General features: G+C 32.2%; 14 protein-coding genes and 1 pseudogene. 5 read left to right on the forward strand and 10 right to left on the reverse strand.

Going from position 1 to position 13,658, the window contains the following annotated elements; all coding sequences use genetic code 11:
• The first annotated feature begins 305 nt into the window (after positions 1–305).
• From ACI6PB_RS06685 to ACI6PB_RS06700, 4 genes are all read left to right on the forward strand, one after another.
• On the forward strand, positions 306–569 hold the full coding sequence (locus ACI6PB_RS06685; protein WP_051564325.1) for a type II toxin-antitoxin system Phd/YefM family antitoxin: 264 nt from the start codon (positions 306–308) through the stop codon (positions 567–569).
• Entirely contained in the window at positions 569–835 is a 267-nt protein-coding gene (locus tag ACI6PB_RS06690) for a Txe/YoeB family addiction module toxin (protein ID WP_025086225.1), read from the forward strand. The genes ACI6PB_RS06685 and ACI6PB_RS06690 overlap by 1 nt, the downstream gene beginning before the upstream one ends.
• Positions 836–1,626: 791 nt before the next feature.
• Positions 1,627–1,797, forward strand: coding sequence for a hypothetical protein (locus ACI6PB_RS06695; RefSeq protein WP_156407824.1), 171 nt, complete (start codon positions 1,627–1,629; stop codon positions 1,795–1,797).
• A gap of 20 nt (positions 1,798–1,817) precedes the next feature.
• Positions 1,818–2,399 (forward strand): GNAT family N-acetyltransferase, encoded by a 582-nt coding sequence (locus ACI6PB_RS06700; RefSeq protein WP_309510921.1) that lies wholly within the window; start codon positions 1,818–1,820, stop codon positions 2,397–2,399.
• 882 nt (positions 2,400–3,281) lie between these two features.
• On the opposite strand, the gene ACI6PB_RS06705 is transcribed toward ACI6PB_RS06700, so the two are convergent.
• From ACI6PB_RS06705 to ACI6PB_RS06725, 5 genes are all read right to left on the reverse strand, one after another.
• A complete protein-coding gene (locus ACI6PB_RS06705; protein WP_404327196.1) occupies positions 3,282–3,764 on the reverse strand; it encodes an alpha/beta hydrolase in 483 nt (160 codons plus the stop codon).
• 372 nt (positions 3,765–4,136) lie between these two features.
• Positions 4,137–4,463, reverse strand: a complete 327-nt coding sequence (locus ACI6PB_RS06710) for a hypothetical protein (protein ID WP_404327197.1) — start codon at positions 4,461–4,463, stop codon at positions 4,137–4,139.
• A gap of 294 nt (positions 4,464–4,757) precedes the next feature.
• Complete coding sequence (locus tag ACI6PB_RS06715) at positions 4,758–4,928, reverse strand: Txe/YoeB family addiction module toxin (protein WP_081784532.1); 171 nt, start codon at positions 4,926–4,928, stop codon at positions 4,758–4,760.
• A 100-nt stretch (positions 4,929–5,028) separates the two neighbouring features.
• Complete coding sequence (locus ACI6PB_RS06720) at positions 5,029–5,187, reverse strand: hypothetical protein (RefSeq protein WP_156407816.1); 159 nt, start codon at positions 5,185–5,187, stop codon at positions 5,029–5,031.
• Between the two features lie 85 nt (positions 5,188–5,272).
• A complete protein-coding gene (locus ACI6PB_RS06725; RefSeq protein ID WP_404327198.1) occupies positions 5,273–5,899 on the reverse strand; it encodes a TetR/AcrR family transcriptional regulator in 627 nt (208 codons plus the stop codon).
• A gap of 298 nt (positions 5,900–6,197) precedes the next feature.
• Between ACI6PB_RS06725 and ACI6PB_RS06730 the strand changes: the two are divergent.
• Positions 6,198–7,580, forward strand: a pseudogene (locus ACI6PB_RS06730) (MFS transporter).
• A gap of 535 nt (positions 7,581–8,115) precedes the next feature.
• Here ACI6PB_RS06730 and ACI6PB_RS06735 read toward each other — a convergent pair.
• The 5 genes from ACI6PB_RS06735 to ACI6PB_RS06755 all read right to left on the reverse strand — a co-directional run bounded on the left by ACI6PB_RS06735 (position 8,116) and on the right by ACI6PB_RS06755 (position 13,625).
• Positions 8,116–9,021 (reverse strand): metallophosphoesterase family protein, encoded by a 906-nt coding sequence (locus tag ACI6PB_RS06735; RefSeq protein WP_404327967.1) that lies wholly within the window; start codon positions 9,019–9,021, stop codon positions 8,116–8,118.
• Between the two features lie 270 nt (positions 9,022–9,291).
• Positions 9,292–11,088: a DNA helicase RecQ gene (recQ, locus tag ACI6PB_RS06740; RefSeq protein ID WP_025085724.1), complete on the reverse strand. Its 1,797-nt coding sequence runs from the start codon at positions 11,086–11,088 to the stop codon at positions 9,292–9,294.
• A gap of 65 nt (positions 11,089–11,153) precedes the next feature.
• Positions 11,154–11,798, reverse strand: coding sequence for a TetR/AcrR family transcriptional regulator (locus ACI6PB_RS06745; protein WP_025085723.1), 645 nt, complete (start codon positions 11,796–11,798; stop codon positions 11,154–11,156).
• 4 nt (positions 11,799–11,802) lie between these two features.
• Complete coding sequence (locus ACI6PB_RS06750) at positions 11,803–12,903, reverse strand: ABC transporter permease (protein ID WP_404327199.1); 1,101 nt, start codon at positions 12,901–12,903, stop codon at positions 11,803–11,805.
• On the reverse strand, positions 12,900–13,625 hold the full coding sequence (locus tag ACI6PB_RS06755) for an ABC transporter ATP-binding protein (RefSeq protein WP_025085721.1): 726 nt from the start codon (positions 13,623–13,625) through the stop codon (positions 12,900–12,902). Before ACI6PB_RS06755 ends, ACI6PB_RS06750 begins: the two co-directional genes overlap by 4 nt.
• Positions 13,626–13,658: the final 33 nt, after the last annotated feature.

A 13,658-nucleotide genomic window follows, 5' to 3' on the forward strand; every position in this document is an offset into this window, starting at 1 on the left:
ACAACTAGTTGACATATTCAACTGTTGATTTTAGAAACTTTTATTTGAAAATTTTCAGAGAAAATTCATTTTATGTATGTGAAAACAAGTTTCAAATTTACCTATAATTCTTTATCAAGCAGCTCTGGATGATAGGCCATTATACGAGTGGTTCAAAACAAAGGAACTGAATATTGTCGGGACTTTTCTAATAGCAAATATATTTGTGTAATCCATAAATATCTATTTTTAGAAATCACATAATTGACGTACTTAAAAGCGTACCTTATAATGTGTCTTAGTTAAAAAGGAGGTATTAGAATCACATGCAAAGAATGGTCAATCCAACTCAAGCGCGTAAAGATTTTTACAAGATAATTAAATCAGTGAATGAAGATTCTACTCCGATTGAAATCAATGGTAGATCTGAAGATGACAGTGCTGTAATTATGAGTTCTAGAGATTACAAGGCACTACAAGAAACACTCTACCTCATGAATGATGGTACTCTTAATAAAGTACACAAAGCCGTAAATGATGACTCTGGAGATATGGATATTACTAATGGTGTTGATTGGGATAGAATCTAATGTCTAAATACCAAGTAAGGTTTCGCAAGTCATCTAACGGTGATTTAAAAAAGTTAAAACATAGTTTATTACGGAAAAAATTCGATGAAATAGTCCAAAAGTTATCAAAGAATCCATATGATCCTTCTGATGGCTTTGAAAAATTGGTTCCACCGGAAAATAACTTTTATTCTCGAAGGCTTAACATTCAACATAGAGTGGTTTACTCAGTTGATGAAGAACAAAAGATAGTTTATATCTATTCGGCATGGAACCATTATGAATAATCTTTTAGATAAAAACTAAAAATTAAATTTTTCAAATTAGTTATGCAAAGTATTATTAAATAATAAATTGGATTTGGTATAATTGCAGGCCCAATAAATATATTGGCCGCTTCTAATTTTAGCAGATCATTACTTACATCGTCACAAAGTGTCATTAGCGTAGTGAGACAAATAGGCTCGGCTTTAGGTGTATCCCCCATATTTTTATCAATGATGAGTTCAAATATAAAGGCTTTAAGGATTATAGATCTAACTAAATTTAATCATGCATATCTATCGATATATAATATATTTCCTTTTGTTAATATCTAAAAGTTGAAAATTGTATATTTTACAAAACCCCGGCATGACGGGGTATTTAAGAATTGAAAGTTCTATTTGATTATATAGCACTAAAAAATCTCTAAATGTTACAATTTTACTTAGCCTGCGCAGCAAAGTCATTAGAAGACCGAACTTAAAGATCCACCTCGTTCCAATGATCCTACAGATTTCATTTATCAGGCTATAGCTGGTGCCAAATCATTTTCACTGGTTTTTAAGTCCCGTTATAATCACAGTCCTTTAGTTTATCGAAAGGAATTATTAAATTAGAAATTCTACATAAAAGACAAGCCTTACATTATTAGTCCTCATAGAATAATTTAACTTATTTTTTGAATGCTTTTATTAATTTTGACAATGCTTGACCAGCTAGTTACAATAAACTTTAGGAAAAGCTTTTAAAGTTTATTGTAACTAGCTATAAATGGGTTATTGCAATCTATTTTTAATAAGGATGGTAAATAATTATGATTGAATACAATAATTCAAAAAAGAAACTTCTTTCTAATTGGGGAAAAATAGTATTTGAACCAATAACTGATGAAAGAAAAAAAGAATTAGAAAATATTTCAAAAGAGTTAAATAAGTCCAACAATAATATTGTTATTACCAGAAAAGGAATTTCGTTTAACAATTAATTATGGATGATAACCTTATATTGAGACCGATTACGATATTAAAAGAAAGAGATGATATTAAGTTATCATCTTTTAACTGTGTACCCAAAAATATTGAAAAATATAAAAACAGTGTATCCGATTATGAGTTAATAAATGATTTTTTAAAAACCAAAGCATTATCCTATTCTGAAAAAAACATTATGCAAACCTTTCTCTTAATCTCCGAGAAGGAAAAAAGGGTAATAGGTTTTTTTTCTCTGAATGCTGGAAGTCAAAGAATATTTAAAAAATTCAGACTTAAAAAGAAAAAGCAAAAATTCGATGTGCCCACTCTTAATAGAAATACTGAATTACCGACCATAGACATGGTTTGGATGGGAATTGATAATGAATACCAACATAACGGATATGGTCAAAAGTTAATGGAGCAAATTTTCTTCGTCATTGGAAATATATCAAATGTTATTGGCGTAAGCCTATTTGCTGTCTGTGCAATAAAAGATTCACAGTCATATTTTACAAAATTTGGATTTATAGATGTTAGTGAGGGAATTGGGAACACCAAAGGAGATCAATTCATGGCGATAACAATAGAGGAACTTCGTATTATTTTAAAATAATATAATGCGAGAATAAAAATTAAAAACAGAACTATTCTTATTGTTCTGCAATCTACCAAAACAAAAAGCAACTATGGTTTCATTCTACAAATGATACTTAATTGAATGTGTTATATTAACAATATTTTTTATTCCAATAAATCTTAAGCTCAAACAATAACCATATTAGCATGTGAAGGATATACTATCCCTTAGGTACACAGATTAAATAATAAAAAATCTGTATATCTAAGAGGTTTTTGTATGCATTCAAACAGAAAGTATTCATTAGTTTTTTAAAAATTTAGCAGAAGATTCTGAGTACTAATAAAGTAGTTTATAGCAAATGGGATGCTATTTTACGGTAAAAAAGTTTAAAACCCAATTAACCGCCTGTTAGTATAAATAGTTGAACAAGTCATTTCCCTTTAGTAATGCTCGTTCATATACGAATGTAGTTGACGATACGTTATGTTGCTAGATAGAGGAATAAATCTATCCCTAATCCCAATTTGAGACTATTCCAATTCTGTATTGTAAATTAATGACCATTCTTCACTTGAAGAATGGTCATTTTTTATGAAATTCTCTTGCAATCCCGTTCAAGGCCCTCATGACATTCACATTTAAAGTATTCCTCATTCATCAATCATTCCTTTGGAAAGGAGATTGACTGGCATAATACCAGCATTGTTATATAAAACGTCAATTCTTTCGAAATGATTTAATGCTGTATCAATTTGGCATGTTATTGAGCCAATATTTTAGTCGTGGCGGCACCAATACCACTTGATGCTCCAATAAGGACAATCACTTTATTTTTAATCATTTTTTGTTCCTCCATTATAAAATATAAAAAAAACAAACGAATAATTCGTTTGTTGTCTTCAATTTTTTGATATATTACAAATTATCTTTAAAGAATGAATCAAATTTATCAAACGGGATCTTATCCATTTGATCGTACAAATCCACATGATCTGCACCCGGGACGACGACTAATTCCTTATGATCCTTAATGTGATTATATGATTCTTCGGCCATATAACGAGAATGAGCATTTTCACCAGTCACAATCAGGGCAGGGCGTGGAGAGATTTCATCAATATGTGCCTGTAGATGGAAGTTATAATATCCCCAAGGCGTCCCTGCTGTCCAACCGTTAGTTGAATTGACTGAACGTGGGTGAACAGCATGATCTTTATAGTAATTGAAGAAAGCTGTCGTTACTGGATCAGTGTTCTCTGGCAATTTAACTGGTAAAACCGCAATTTCCGTCATAGATTTATTGTCAGCATCAAAGTTCAATTCATGGGGACCATTAGCAGGCGTATCAATCACGAATACTATTATTTGGGCGATTTCTTCGGGACCTAACACACTCATAGATTTTTTATATCGGTAGATACTTGTTTACGCAAGGGACTGTTATTGATAGAACTAGCAAGCTCTGTAGCAACTTGTTCAAGGTAAATTGTGGTTGATTTAATTTCATGTTTACCTTTAGCAACATTAATCATTGTTAGTATTTTTTTAAATACAACTTGCTGAAACACGTTCAATTGCAAAATTGTTTAGTGAGTATAGTGCCATGAAGAGGGAACGACCATACAGAGAATTCATATCTTCTCGTTTGTTGGTGTTATCAGGGATACTGGCTAAAATTGGTATCAATTTATCTAGGTCGTTATCCGATAAAAAGCTTTTTTCTGGCAGGTGATGTGTCAGAGCAACGGTAAAAGAGTATTTGGGATGAATTTATCGTAGGTGCGCAAACTCACGAATAATATCGATATAATCATCAGCAGTATCATTTGGAAAGTACTTTTCAAGTACATTATCGTAAATATCACCATAATGTAATAGCCAAATCAAAAAGTCATGACTAGTTACGTATTGTAAGTTCATATTGATTCCAGCATAACGATTAATAACGTCCAAGACATTGTTGAAATCTAGCCAATCCATGAAAGAATGGAAGTATTGTTCAATTTTGTCATTGTTACCATCGCCAATACTAGACAAGCCACCAAAGCTAGCTATCTTCTCTTCAATGATATTTTTCTCAAAGTTCTTCATTAACATACAAGGATCCTCATATTTTTGTTAGTCTTATTTAAAATACAATACAAACATTAGGGAGACAATTACAAGGTTAAATTCTTATGTAGAATTTAACCTTTCATGGTATAAACAAACCGTTTGATATCAACCGATAGAACTAAAAAAAAGATGCCACACGATAAGTCTGAATGAAAATCCTCGTGTGGCATCTTTTTACAATCACTATGTTTTCAATATCTTGGATAAGTCCTACTAGAGACTCAGTCAATTGATTTCACATGAAATCACTAAAACAAAAGTGACAAGGTATTCATATTAATAGTGATAACGACATTGAATAATGGAATCCCTTGTCAGGGTATAAACAATACGATCAGCCTTATTTATTCTTCGAGACCAACAGATATCGAGATTATATTTTAACGGTTCTGTTTTTCCAATTCCTTCAAATGGATGTAGAACTATATCATCAATTATTTTATTCATGGTGATGATTTTCTAAGTAAATAACAAGATTTAGCTTTCGTTGCACATCAATCTGTTTACTGCTAAGTCCATTAAGAATAATCGTATAAATCTAATAAATCTAAAAAATAATTAGAACTAAGCCACCGACCAACATTAAAATGTAAAAAATTAATTTATCTGACATAATCTTTCTGCCAAATTGTTTTGAGTTACTAATATTACCAACAATGGCAAAAATTGCTAGGATTATTAATCCTATACCCAAAAATATAGTCATACAAAGCCTCCATATTTATAAAAATTTCAAACTGATAAAGTTGTAGACCTTTTGTTATGAACAATTTTATTCATAACCTTCTAAGCTAATTCAAATGTCTCTTAATAATGGTATAAATGCTATCAATTCCGTACCTTTTTATATCTTCTTTTTCAGAAGGTAAATGTTTATTATATAATAACTCATCAACTAGAGCGGATATATAATCGAAAATAATAGTAGATAAAAGTCTAATTTCATGAATGTCCGTGTCATTCGCATAATATAAAAAATACTCATAGATTAAACTCACAATTTGATCATTATGTTTTTTTCGCAGATCGAATACCTTAGGCACAACAAAGGATAACATCTCAATTTGTAAGTGAAACTCTTTATCCTCTGCATCAGTTAACTGATCTATTAAATAAGATAGCCAGGATTTAGGATCGATTTTAAATGTCTGAAAGGATTTTTGATCATTTATCTTCTTCAAAACGAGTAAAAAATAATTATTATAATCATTTAGGAGTGCAGCAAGAATATCATCCTTGCTAGAAAAATATGAGTAGAGTGTTCCGATTGAGACCCCGGTTTGTTTTGCAATCTCATTCGTCGAAACTTCAAAATAATTTTTTTCTATAAATAGTTTTCTTGCTGTCAAAAGAATTCGATTCTTCTTATCTTTTCCTCTTTTTTGAATAGGGATTCTAGTATCTTTTCTTTTGTTCATTCTTCCACTTCATTTATATTTTTTGTAGTAGTTTAGTATATCACATAAACATGAGTTTAAGCTCGCTTATTTTGCAAGTATTTTGATTAATATTATTTTCAAAATACTGTTTTCAAGCTCATCATTTGATACTCTTATTAAAAAGATGAGCTTTTGCTCATATATGAGGTGATGTATGAAGATTACTATCTTAAATTATTCCGGACCATAAAGAATCAACCGATTTAATAATATATTTATCCTTTAAACATATTTAAACGAAAGATCAATTACTGAAATTTATTACGGAGGAATGATTTTGAATAGAAAAATAAATATAACAATAGCAATGGCTTTAGGAATATTTCTTGTTATGCTCGATACCACAATCATGAATATAGCATTACCAGCTATACAAAAGGGAATTGAAGTTGATTACAATCAGCTTTCTTGGGCCTTAAATATTTATACGATTATATTCGCCACATGTACAATTCCTTTAAGTAAATTTGGTGATATTTTTGGAAAGAACAAAACCTATATTGTCGGATTAATTCTATTTGGATTAGGCAGTCTATTTTCAGGTTTTGCTACCACATTTATATATCTGATAATTGGACGAATCTTTTCCAGTTTAGGAGCTTCAATCTTACTTCCACTAGGAAACGCCATAGGTTTATCTACTTGGGATATAAGGAATCGATTTAAAATAGTTGCTATCTTAGGATTGACCCAAGGAGGGGCTGCTGCAATAGGACCAACGTTAGGAGGAATTACCACTGATCTTTTTGGCTGGCATTGGATCTTTTTAATGAATATTCCAATTGTTCTTATTGGAATATTTTTATCTGGTATTTCTTTGAACTTTAACAATGATATAAAATTGAAAGAAAAAATCGATTGGGTAGGTAGTCTTATCTCAATGTTGAGTTTATTTTTTCTAACACTTGGGCTGATTAAACTGAAAGATTAGGGAATTCAAGATTTTAAAACTGTTATGTGTTTTCTAATTAGCATTGTTTTAATAAGTCTTTTCATATTTGCAGAAAGAACCGTGAAACATCCGATGGTAAATCTAAACTTATTCAAAGTTAAGGACTTCTCCGCATCTGCAATTGTCGCTTTACTAGCACAATTTTTTTATATAGGAGTAGTAGTTGTTATTCCAAGTTATTTAACAAATGTAGATCACAAAACGGCGTTGGAAGCAGCATTAATTTTATTGCCGATGTCTTTGACTGTATTTGCATTCGGAGGATTAGGCAGTCTGGTTATTAATAAATTAGGGCCAAGATTATTAGTTCTTGTCGGTATGATTAGTATATTGCTGTCTTACATTTTGATTGTAATGAACGGAGCAACAAATTCTACTTGGCTTTCTGTAGCATTGCTTATATTGGGTATCGGCTTTGGCATAATTGCAGGCCCAATAAATGTATTGGCAGCTTCTAATTTTAGTGGGTCATTACTTACGTCATCACAAAGTGTCATTAGTGTGGTGAGACAAATAGGTTCAGTTTTAGGTGTATCTGTATTTTTATCAATGATGAGTTCAAATCTAAAGATTTTAAGGGTTATAGATCTAACTAAACTTAATCATGCATATCTGTCGATATATAATATTTGGATTCCTGTTTTGATATTATTATTACCAGTTATGTTTTCATTTCCCACAAAGAAGAAGTATTTGGTAAAAGAATAAATTATCATATAACAATATCTACTAGATATGTGAACAGGAACATATAATTTATAAATTATCGGAGTATAGCTTATAATACAATTATTCTATAATATATGTTACTCATCACATAAATATTGAACTAATTGGGGTTAGTAGCAAATCTTTATTTGCATTGTATGTGTCACTGATACGTTTTCTATGATTGCTTCGATATAATATACACCATCAACTACTAATAAAGAGTCATCTGATCCGTCAGAATATTGTTAAGTTAGCAACTAAAAAACACATCAATCAAATTTTTCTGACTGATGTGTTTTTTGATTTTCATTTAACAGAACCAATGTAATAAGTGGGAAATAACAGAGTAGCCAAGATTCATTAAATTTAAGGAAGAGTGCTATTTTTATATTTAAGGTTACATAATATGTATTATAAGAAGTTATGTTATTTGGGGACGTGTCAAGTCCAAGTGCAACATCTTATCAAGCATTCTAATATGAGTTATTCAAAAAAGATCAAAGATATAATAACATCTTTGATCTTTCAGTTGCTAATCATTTTCTAAATGTTTTAAATACGACAAAACATCAGGTTTGTAATCATATTTAGTAATGATTTCATTTAAAGCATCATTATTATGAGTAAAAGCTTTGCCTTCAGTAAAAATACGCTCATATAATTCATAGAATGGTAATTTGTTAGCTTTAGCAAACGCTAACTCATCATCAATTGAATAAGAGACTTTCCGGAAGTCAATTCCACGATAACTTGTCTTATCAAAAGTTAAAATAGCGTACTGAGCGCGTCTGTCAGCACTAAACTTATTCCAAGCAGTATAAGGTTGTCCAATGGAGCCCGGATTGATAATTAATTGATCTTTGCTACTAGTTCGCATTAATTGGTGGTGTGTGTGACCATAAATAGCAATGTCAAAAGTTTTATCAAAAAGAAGCTTGTCAAAGTTCTTTTGCTCTGCATAAGGTAACAGTTCATGACCAAAATTCTTTTTAGGGTAATTGTGAGCCAACACAACATTAAAGTTGCTGATAGTGGTTTGATCATAAATAGGCCATTGACGCATCTCTTTTAGATATTTAGGGTCTAGGTGATCATAAATATACTTGTACAATTCTACTATATAGGTAGTTTGGGGTTCATCAATATAGGCTTTGCTAATAGGTAAAATATCTTCAAAAAGAAAATCGTCCCAGTTTCCTCTTAATTTAATAGGGGCATTTAACGAATCAAGCAATTTTAGAATTGAATTTGTTCCTGGGCCGGGCATTAATAGGTCACCTAGAAACCAATATTCATCAACGCCCTCTTTTTTTGCATCTTCGACTACCCTCTCAAATGCTGTGAAATTCCCATGTATGTCCGAAATTATGGCAATTTTTTTCGTCTTAGTTACCTTCTTTTTTGTTTTTTTGATTTGTGTTTTCGTAAAATATTTAATTTAAAATTAATAATCTAAAAAATCTTGATGTCTGAGAGACGTTCTCAGACATCAAGTTCATCATTTTTAACCAAGAGCTCATCATAAAAATCTATTTTTGAACACATATATAGCTCATAAAATGGTCCTTTTACCTTTTCAAAAGCCTTATTATACTTTTTTCAGCTTCCCTATATTTAATAAAGCTTATTATATCAGTATTTATGAAGAATAAATTATTTTTTGCTGTTTTCGTAAAACAATTAGCTTAACTACTCTATCATTTAACTATTAGACCTTTAATTCCTTCTGATATTGTTCTATTTTCGAAATAAACTTTTCACCGTACTGTTCCAATTTTACTTTTCCTACTCCACTAACGGCCAGAAATTCTTCACTGTTTGTTGGCATACTCTGACACATATTCTTCAAAGTTTTATCGGAAAAGATCATGAACGGTGCTATACCCTGTTCACGGGCTAAATTCAAACGTAATTTACGCAATTGTTCAAAGAGTGCCTCATCGAAACTGCCATCAGCAACGATTGACTTCGATTCTGCGACTACCTTCTCTTCTTTTCTTCTAACAACCGAAGTTTTTCCTTTCAAGACATCTAAGCCCTTGTCAGACAGCAATAAAATGGGATACTTTCCCCCACTACTCTTTAAAAAGCCGTTTGCTGTTAAAAAGTCCAATAGACGGCTAGTTTGTTTCAAAGTAATGTCCTTAAAAATGCCAAAGGTAGATAATTTTTCAAAATGATGCCAATCATTAGCCACGTCATCTTTTCCTACTAAAACTCTTGTCACCATCTTTTTACCGTATTTCTGATCCATTCTCACAACACAGCTCAATGCTTTTTGAGCATCTGAAGTGATATCGACAATTTCACGGTCGTCTAAACAGTTGGAACACTTGCCACACGGTTCAGTATTTTCTTCGCCAAAGTAATCCAAAATAAATTTCATTAAACAGGATTCGGTTTCAGCATACTGACTCATCTTAAATAACTTATTCTTTAAGCTTAATTTATAGTCGTCATCACCTAAAGACTTATCAATAAAGAAACGATGCAAATTCAAATCAGCTGGTGCGTACAACAATACTGCTTCGGCTGGTAATCCATCACGTCCTGCACGTCCAACTTCTTGATAATAATTTTCAATTGTTCCAGGAATGGAATAATGCAAAACATAACGCACATTAGTCTTATTGATCCCCATTCCAAAGGCGTTTGTGGCAACAATGACATCTGTTCGATCATAGAGAAAATCTTCTTGCTGTTGATGCCGTTCTTCATCACTCAAACCGGCGTGATAACGTCCGATACGAACGCCTTTACTTTGAAAATAATTATATAGATTATCAACATCTTCACGTCGACCAGCATAAATAATTCCTGACTCTTTTGCATGACTTTGAAGATAATTAGAAACGAATTTTAATTTATCAACACCATGTTCAATCTTTAAGGTCAAATTAGACCGTTTAAAGCCAGTTTTAACGATATTTTGTTCTGGTATATCTAAGATGCCTGCCAAGTCATCTTGAACCTGTTGGGTAGCTGTAGCAGTCAATGCTAGCCAAGCTGGATTTCCAGGTAGTTTTTTCAAAGACGGTATCATTTCTAAATAACTACTACGAAAATCATGACCCCAAGAAGATAAGACGTGAGCTTCATCAATAGCAATCAAAGAAATATCTAATTGTGATAACCAACTGTAGAATTCATCATTAACGATTTTTTCAGGTGCTACAAATAGTAATTTGACGGCCCCAGTTTCAATATAGCGCATACGCTCTTCACGGTCATGCCATTCAACGGTACTATTCAAAAAGGTTGCTGGAATACCGACTTCATTTAAACTGTCAACTTGATCCTTCATTAAAGAAATCAAGGGTGAAACGACCAAGGTCACTCCGGGTAAAACAGTGGCCGGTAGCTGATAACAAATCGACTTACCACCACCGGTAGGCATTATCCCCATTGCCTTTTCACCGGATAAAACTTTTTCAATTAATTCTTTTTGGCCGATTCTAAATGTATCATATCCAAATTCTTCTTTTAAAATGGCTTCTAAATTCAAGGTAAACTACCCCTCAGACTGTTTAAAATCAATTAAAATAAGCATATCACACTTGGCAAATGGAACTATTTTTTAATTGCTAAAATTATTGTATGTTCGATTTTATTTAAATCAGATTCAATCTGTTTTTGATCATCAATTTGTAAAACACGCTGGCTCTGTAAGAAATACAATAGAATTTGTCCAATTACGGTTCTTAAGAACTGTAATAAATCAAGATCATCCCTCAACTCACCGGTTGCAACAAGTGGTTGCCAAACATTATCAATAAATATATCTTTCATCGTTTGAATTTCATTAAACAACATATTTTTAATTTCATCGTTAATTAGAAGCTGTGAAATCAAAATAATTGCTGCATCCTTGTTTTGAACTAGAAATTGATAGCGATTGAAGACAATAAAATGAATAAAACTAGTTAAATCGTCTCCATTATCCCGTAACTTTTGAGCAAATGATTTACCGTATCCTGGCAAAATATGCTTAATCATTGGCGTTACTATAAATAGCAACAAATCATCCTTTGATTTGAAATATTTAAAGATCGTTGCTTGGCTCATTTTTGACAACTCCGCAATCTGAGCGGTTGAAGTCCCATTGTATCCCTGCTTAGAAAAAAGTGTTATAGCAGCCTGTAGAACCCGCTTTTTACCATTAGGCATCTTCTCTACTGCCAACCAATCATCTAGATCCTGAAATGCTTTCTCCATCCAATCAAACCTTTCTATATTTCTTTAGTCCTAAGACATTCAATATTGTCAAGATGACTAAGAATCCTAATAATATTAAGATTGGTGTTACTATCTGTTCAAAGCCATCTCCTGACATAATAATTCCAGTTAATGCATCACCTGCATATTTCAAAGGTAAGATATATGAAATCACTTTAACACCATTAGCCATCGTGTCTAACGGAATAATTCCCGAGAAAAAGACCTGTGGAACTATTACCAATGGGATGAATTGCATCATCTGAAATTCCGATTTAGCAAATGTCGACATCAAAATACCAAATGCTAATGCGACCAGTGCTAAAACGAAGTTAATTAAAATTACGTAAAAAATACTACCAACAACTTCAACATTTAAAGCCCATACAGTAAATAAAACAATTACCAGCGTCTGCAAAATAGCAATCATGCCATAGCTGAGCATATAGCCGAAGACAATTTCAGATCTTTTGACTGGTGTAGCTAATAAACGACTCAAAGTTCCCGACGTTCGTTCATTTAATAAAGCCATTCCTGAAATTAAGAATACAAAGAAGAAGACGAAAAATCCCATTAAAATAGGTACTATCTTGTCAAAGAAATTTGTCTTCGAGCTTCCATAAACATAACTATTATAAATCTTCGGCTTACTTGCTGACACAGCTTTATTTACTGGTATTCCTAAAGCTAGTTGTAATCTTTGTAACTGATGCCTCATTTGGATAGCTGAGTTACTCAGTAAAGTACTGTTTAAAGCCAATTTAATAGCTTTAGTTTTACTGGCGTCGACGTTGCTATATTCAACGTAAAAATTATTATTACGATAATTGATTATTGCATCGACTTTCTTATCATTTAAAGCCTTCTTAGCTTGTTTAGTTTGATTGTATTTAGAAACTGAAACATGGCTAGCTTTATCCAGACTTTCATTCAAACTAGTATTAACATTTACCGTTGCTACATTAACATCAGTCTGTGAATTAACCGAAAAAACTAATTTCATCAAGAATAATATCAAAATTGGCGCCAAAAACATCAGTACCAAGGTTCTTTTATCCCGAAACAATTCTTTAATAACCCTTTGTGCAATCATCAATGTTCTCATTTTTGTTGTGCCTCCGCTTTTAAAAAGACTTCCTCAATTGAATCTACTTGATAAGTTTGTTTTAGCTTAGTAGGAGTATCGTCAGCAATAATCTCTCCACCCAACAAAAGAGCTACCTCATCAGTCAATTCGGCTTCATCCATGACGTGTGTCGTCACTAGAATCGTTTTTCCTTCTTCTTTCAATTTTTCTAGCTCTGACCAAATCTGTTTGCGCAATGCTGGGTCAACACCTACCGTCGGTTCATCCAAAATTAAGACCTGATTGAAACCTAATAAAGCGATGGCTAAAGATAATCGGCGTTTCATCCCACCAGAATAACCGCCAGCACGTTTATCTAAATCAGCTACCAAATCAACTACCTGTGCTACGTGTTTAATCTGCTTTACAGCATCTTGTTTGGTTAATCCCTTCATGTCGGCATAAAATTTAAGATTTTCACGTCCGGTTAATTGCTCATATAAAGCATCTGTCTGAGCCATATAACCAATTTTTCCCAATAACTTTCGATTAGGCATCTTTTTATCAAAAATCATCGTCGTTCCAGAATCCGGTACTTCCATCCCTAAAATAATCTTAATGACAGTTGATTTACCAGCACCTGAGGGACCAATCAATCCAATAATCCTCCCCTCTGATATCTTCAAATTGACATCTTTTAAGACTAATTGCTTATCAAAGCTCTTAGATACATCGTTTATGGAAATAATAGTTATTGCCATCTATAGTCACCCCTGGGAAAAAGTATAGTGAGT

The organism is Companilactobacillus paralimentarius, from assembly GCF_963227125.1.
Taxonomy (GTDB): domain Bacteria; phylum Bacillota; class Bacilli; order Lactobacillales; family Lactobacillaceae; genus Companilactobacillus; species Companilactobacillus paralimentarius.

Bases quoted from the DNA above. Each gene is read 5' to 3' on its own strand.
- ACI6PB_RS06755 (WP_025085721.1), bottom strand. From the start codon at position 13,625: ATGGCAATAACTATTATTTCCATAAACGATGTATCTAAGAGCTTTGAT.
- ACI6PB_RS06750 (WP_404327199.1), bottom strand. From the start codon at position 12,903: ATGAGAACATTGATGATTGCACAAAGGGTTATTAAAGAATTGTTTCGG.
- ACI6PB_RS06710 (WP_404327197.1), bottom strand. From the start codon at position 4,463: ATGTTAATGAAGAACTTTGAGAAAAATATCATTGAAGAGAAGATAGCT.
- ACI6PB_RS06705 (WP_404327196.1), bottom strand. From the start codon at position 3,764: ATGAGTGTGTTAGGTCCCGAAGAAATCGCCCAAATAATAGTATTCGTG.
- ACI6PB_RS06715 (WP_081784532.1), bottom strand. From the start codon at position 4,928: ATGAATAAAATAATTGATGATATAGTTCTACATCCATTTGAAGGAATT.
- ACI6PB_RS06695 (WP_156407824.1), top strand. From the start codon at position 1,627: ATGATTGAATACAATAATTCAAAAAAGAAACTTCTTTCTAATTGGGGA.
- ACI6PB_RS06690 (WP_025086225.1), top strand. From the start codon at position 569: ATGTCTAAATACCAAGTAAGGTTTCGCAAGTCATCTAACGGTGATTTA.
- ACI6PB_RS06720 (WP_156407816.1), bottom strand. From the start codon at position 5,187: ATGACTATATTTTTGGGTATAGGATTAATAATCCTAGCAATTTTTGCC.
- ACI6PB_RS06725 (WP_404327198.1), bottom strand. From the start codon at position 5,899: ATGAACAAAAGAAAAGATACTAGAATCCCTATTCAAAAAAGAGGAAAA.
- ACI6PB_RS06685 (WP_051564325.1), top strand. From the start codon at position 306: ATGCAAAGAATGGTCAATCCAACTCAAGCGCGTAAAGATTTTTACAAG.
- ACI6PB_RS06745 (WP_025085723.1), bottom strand. From the start codon at position 11,798: ATGGAGAAAGCATTTCAGGATCTAGATGATTGGTTGGCAGTAGAGAAG.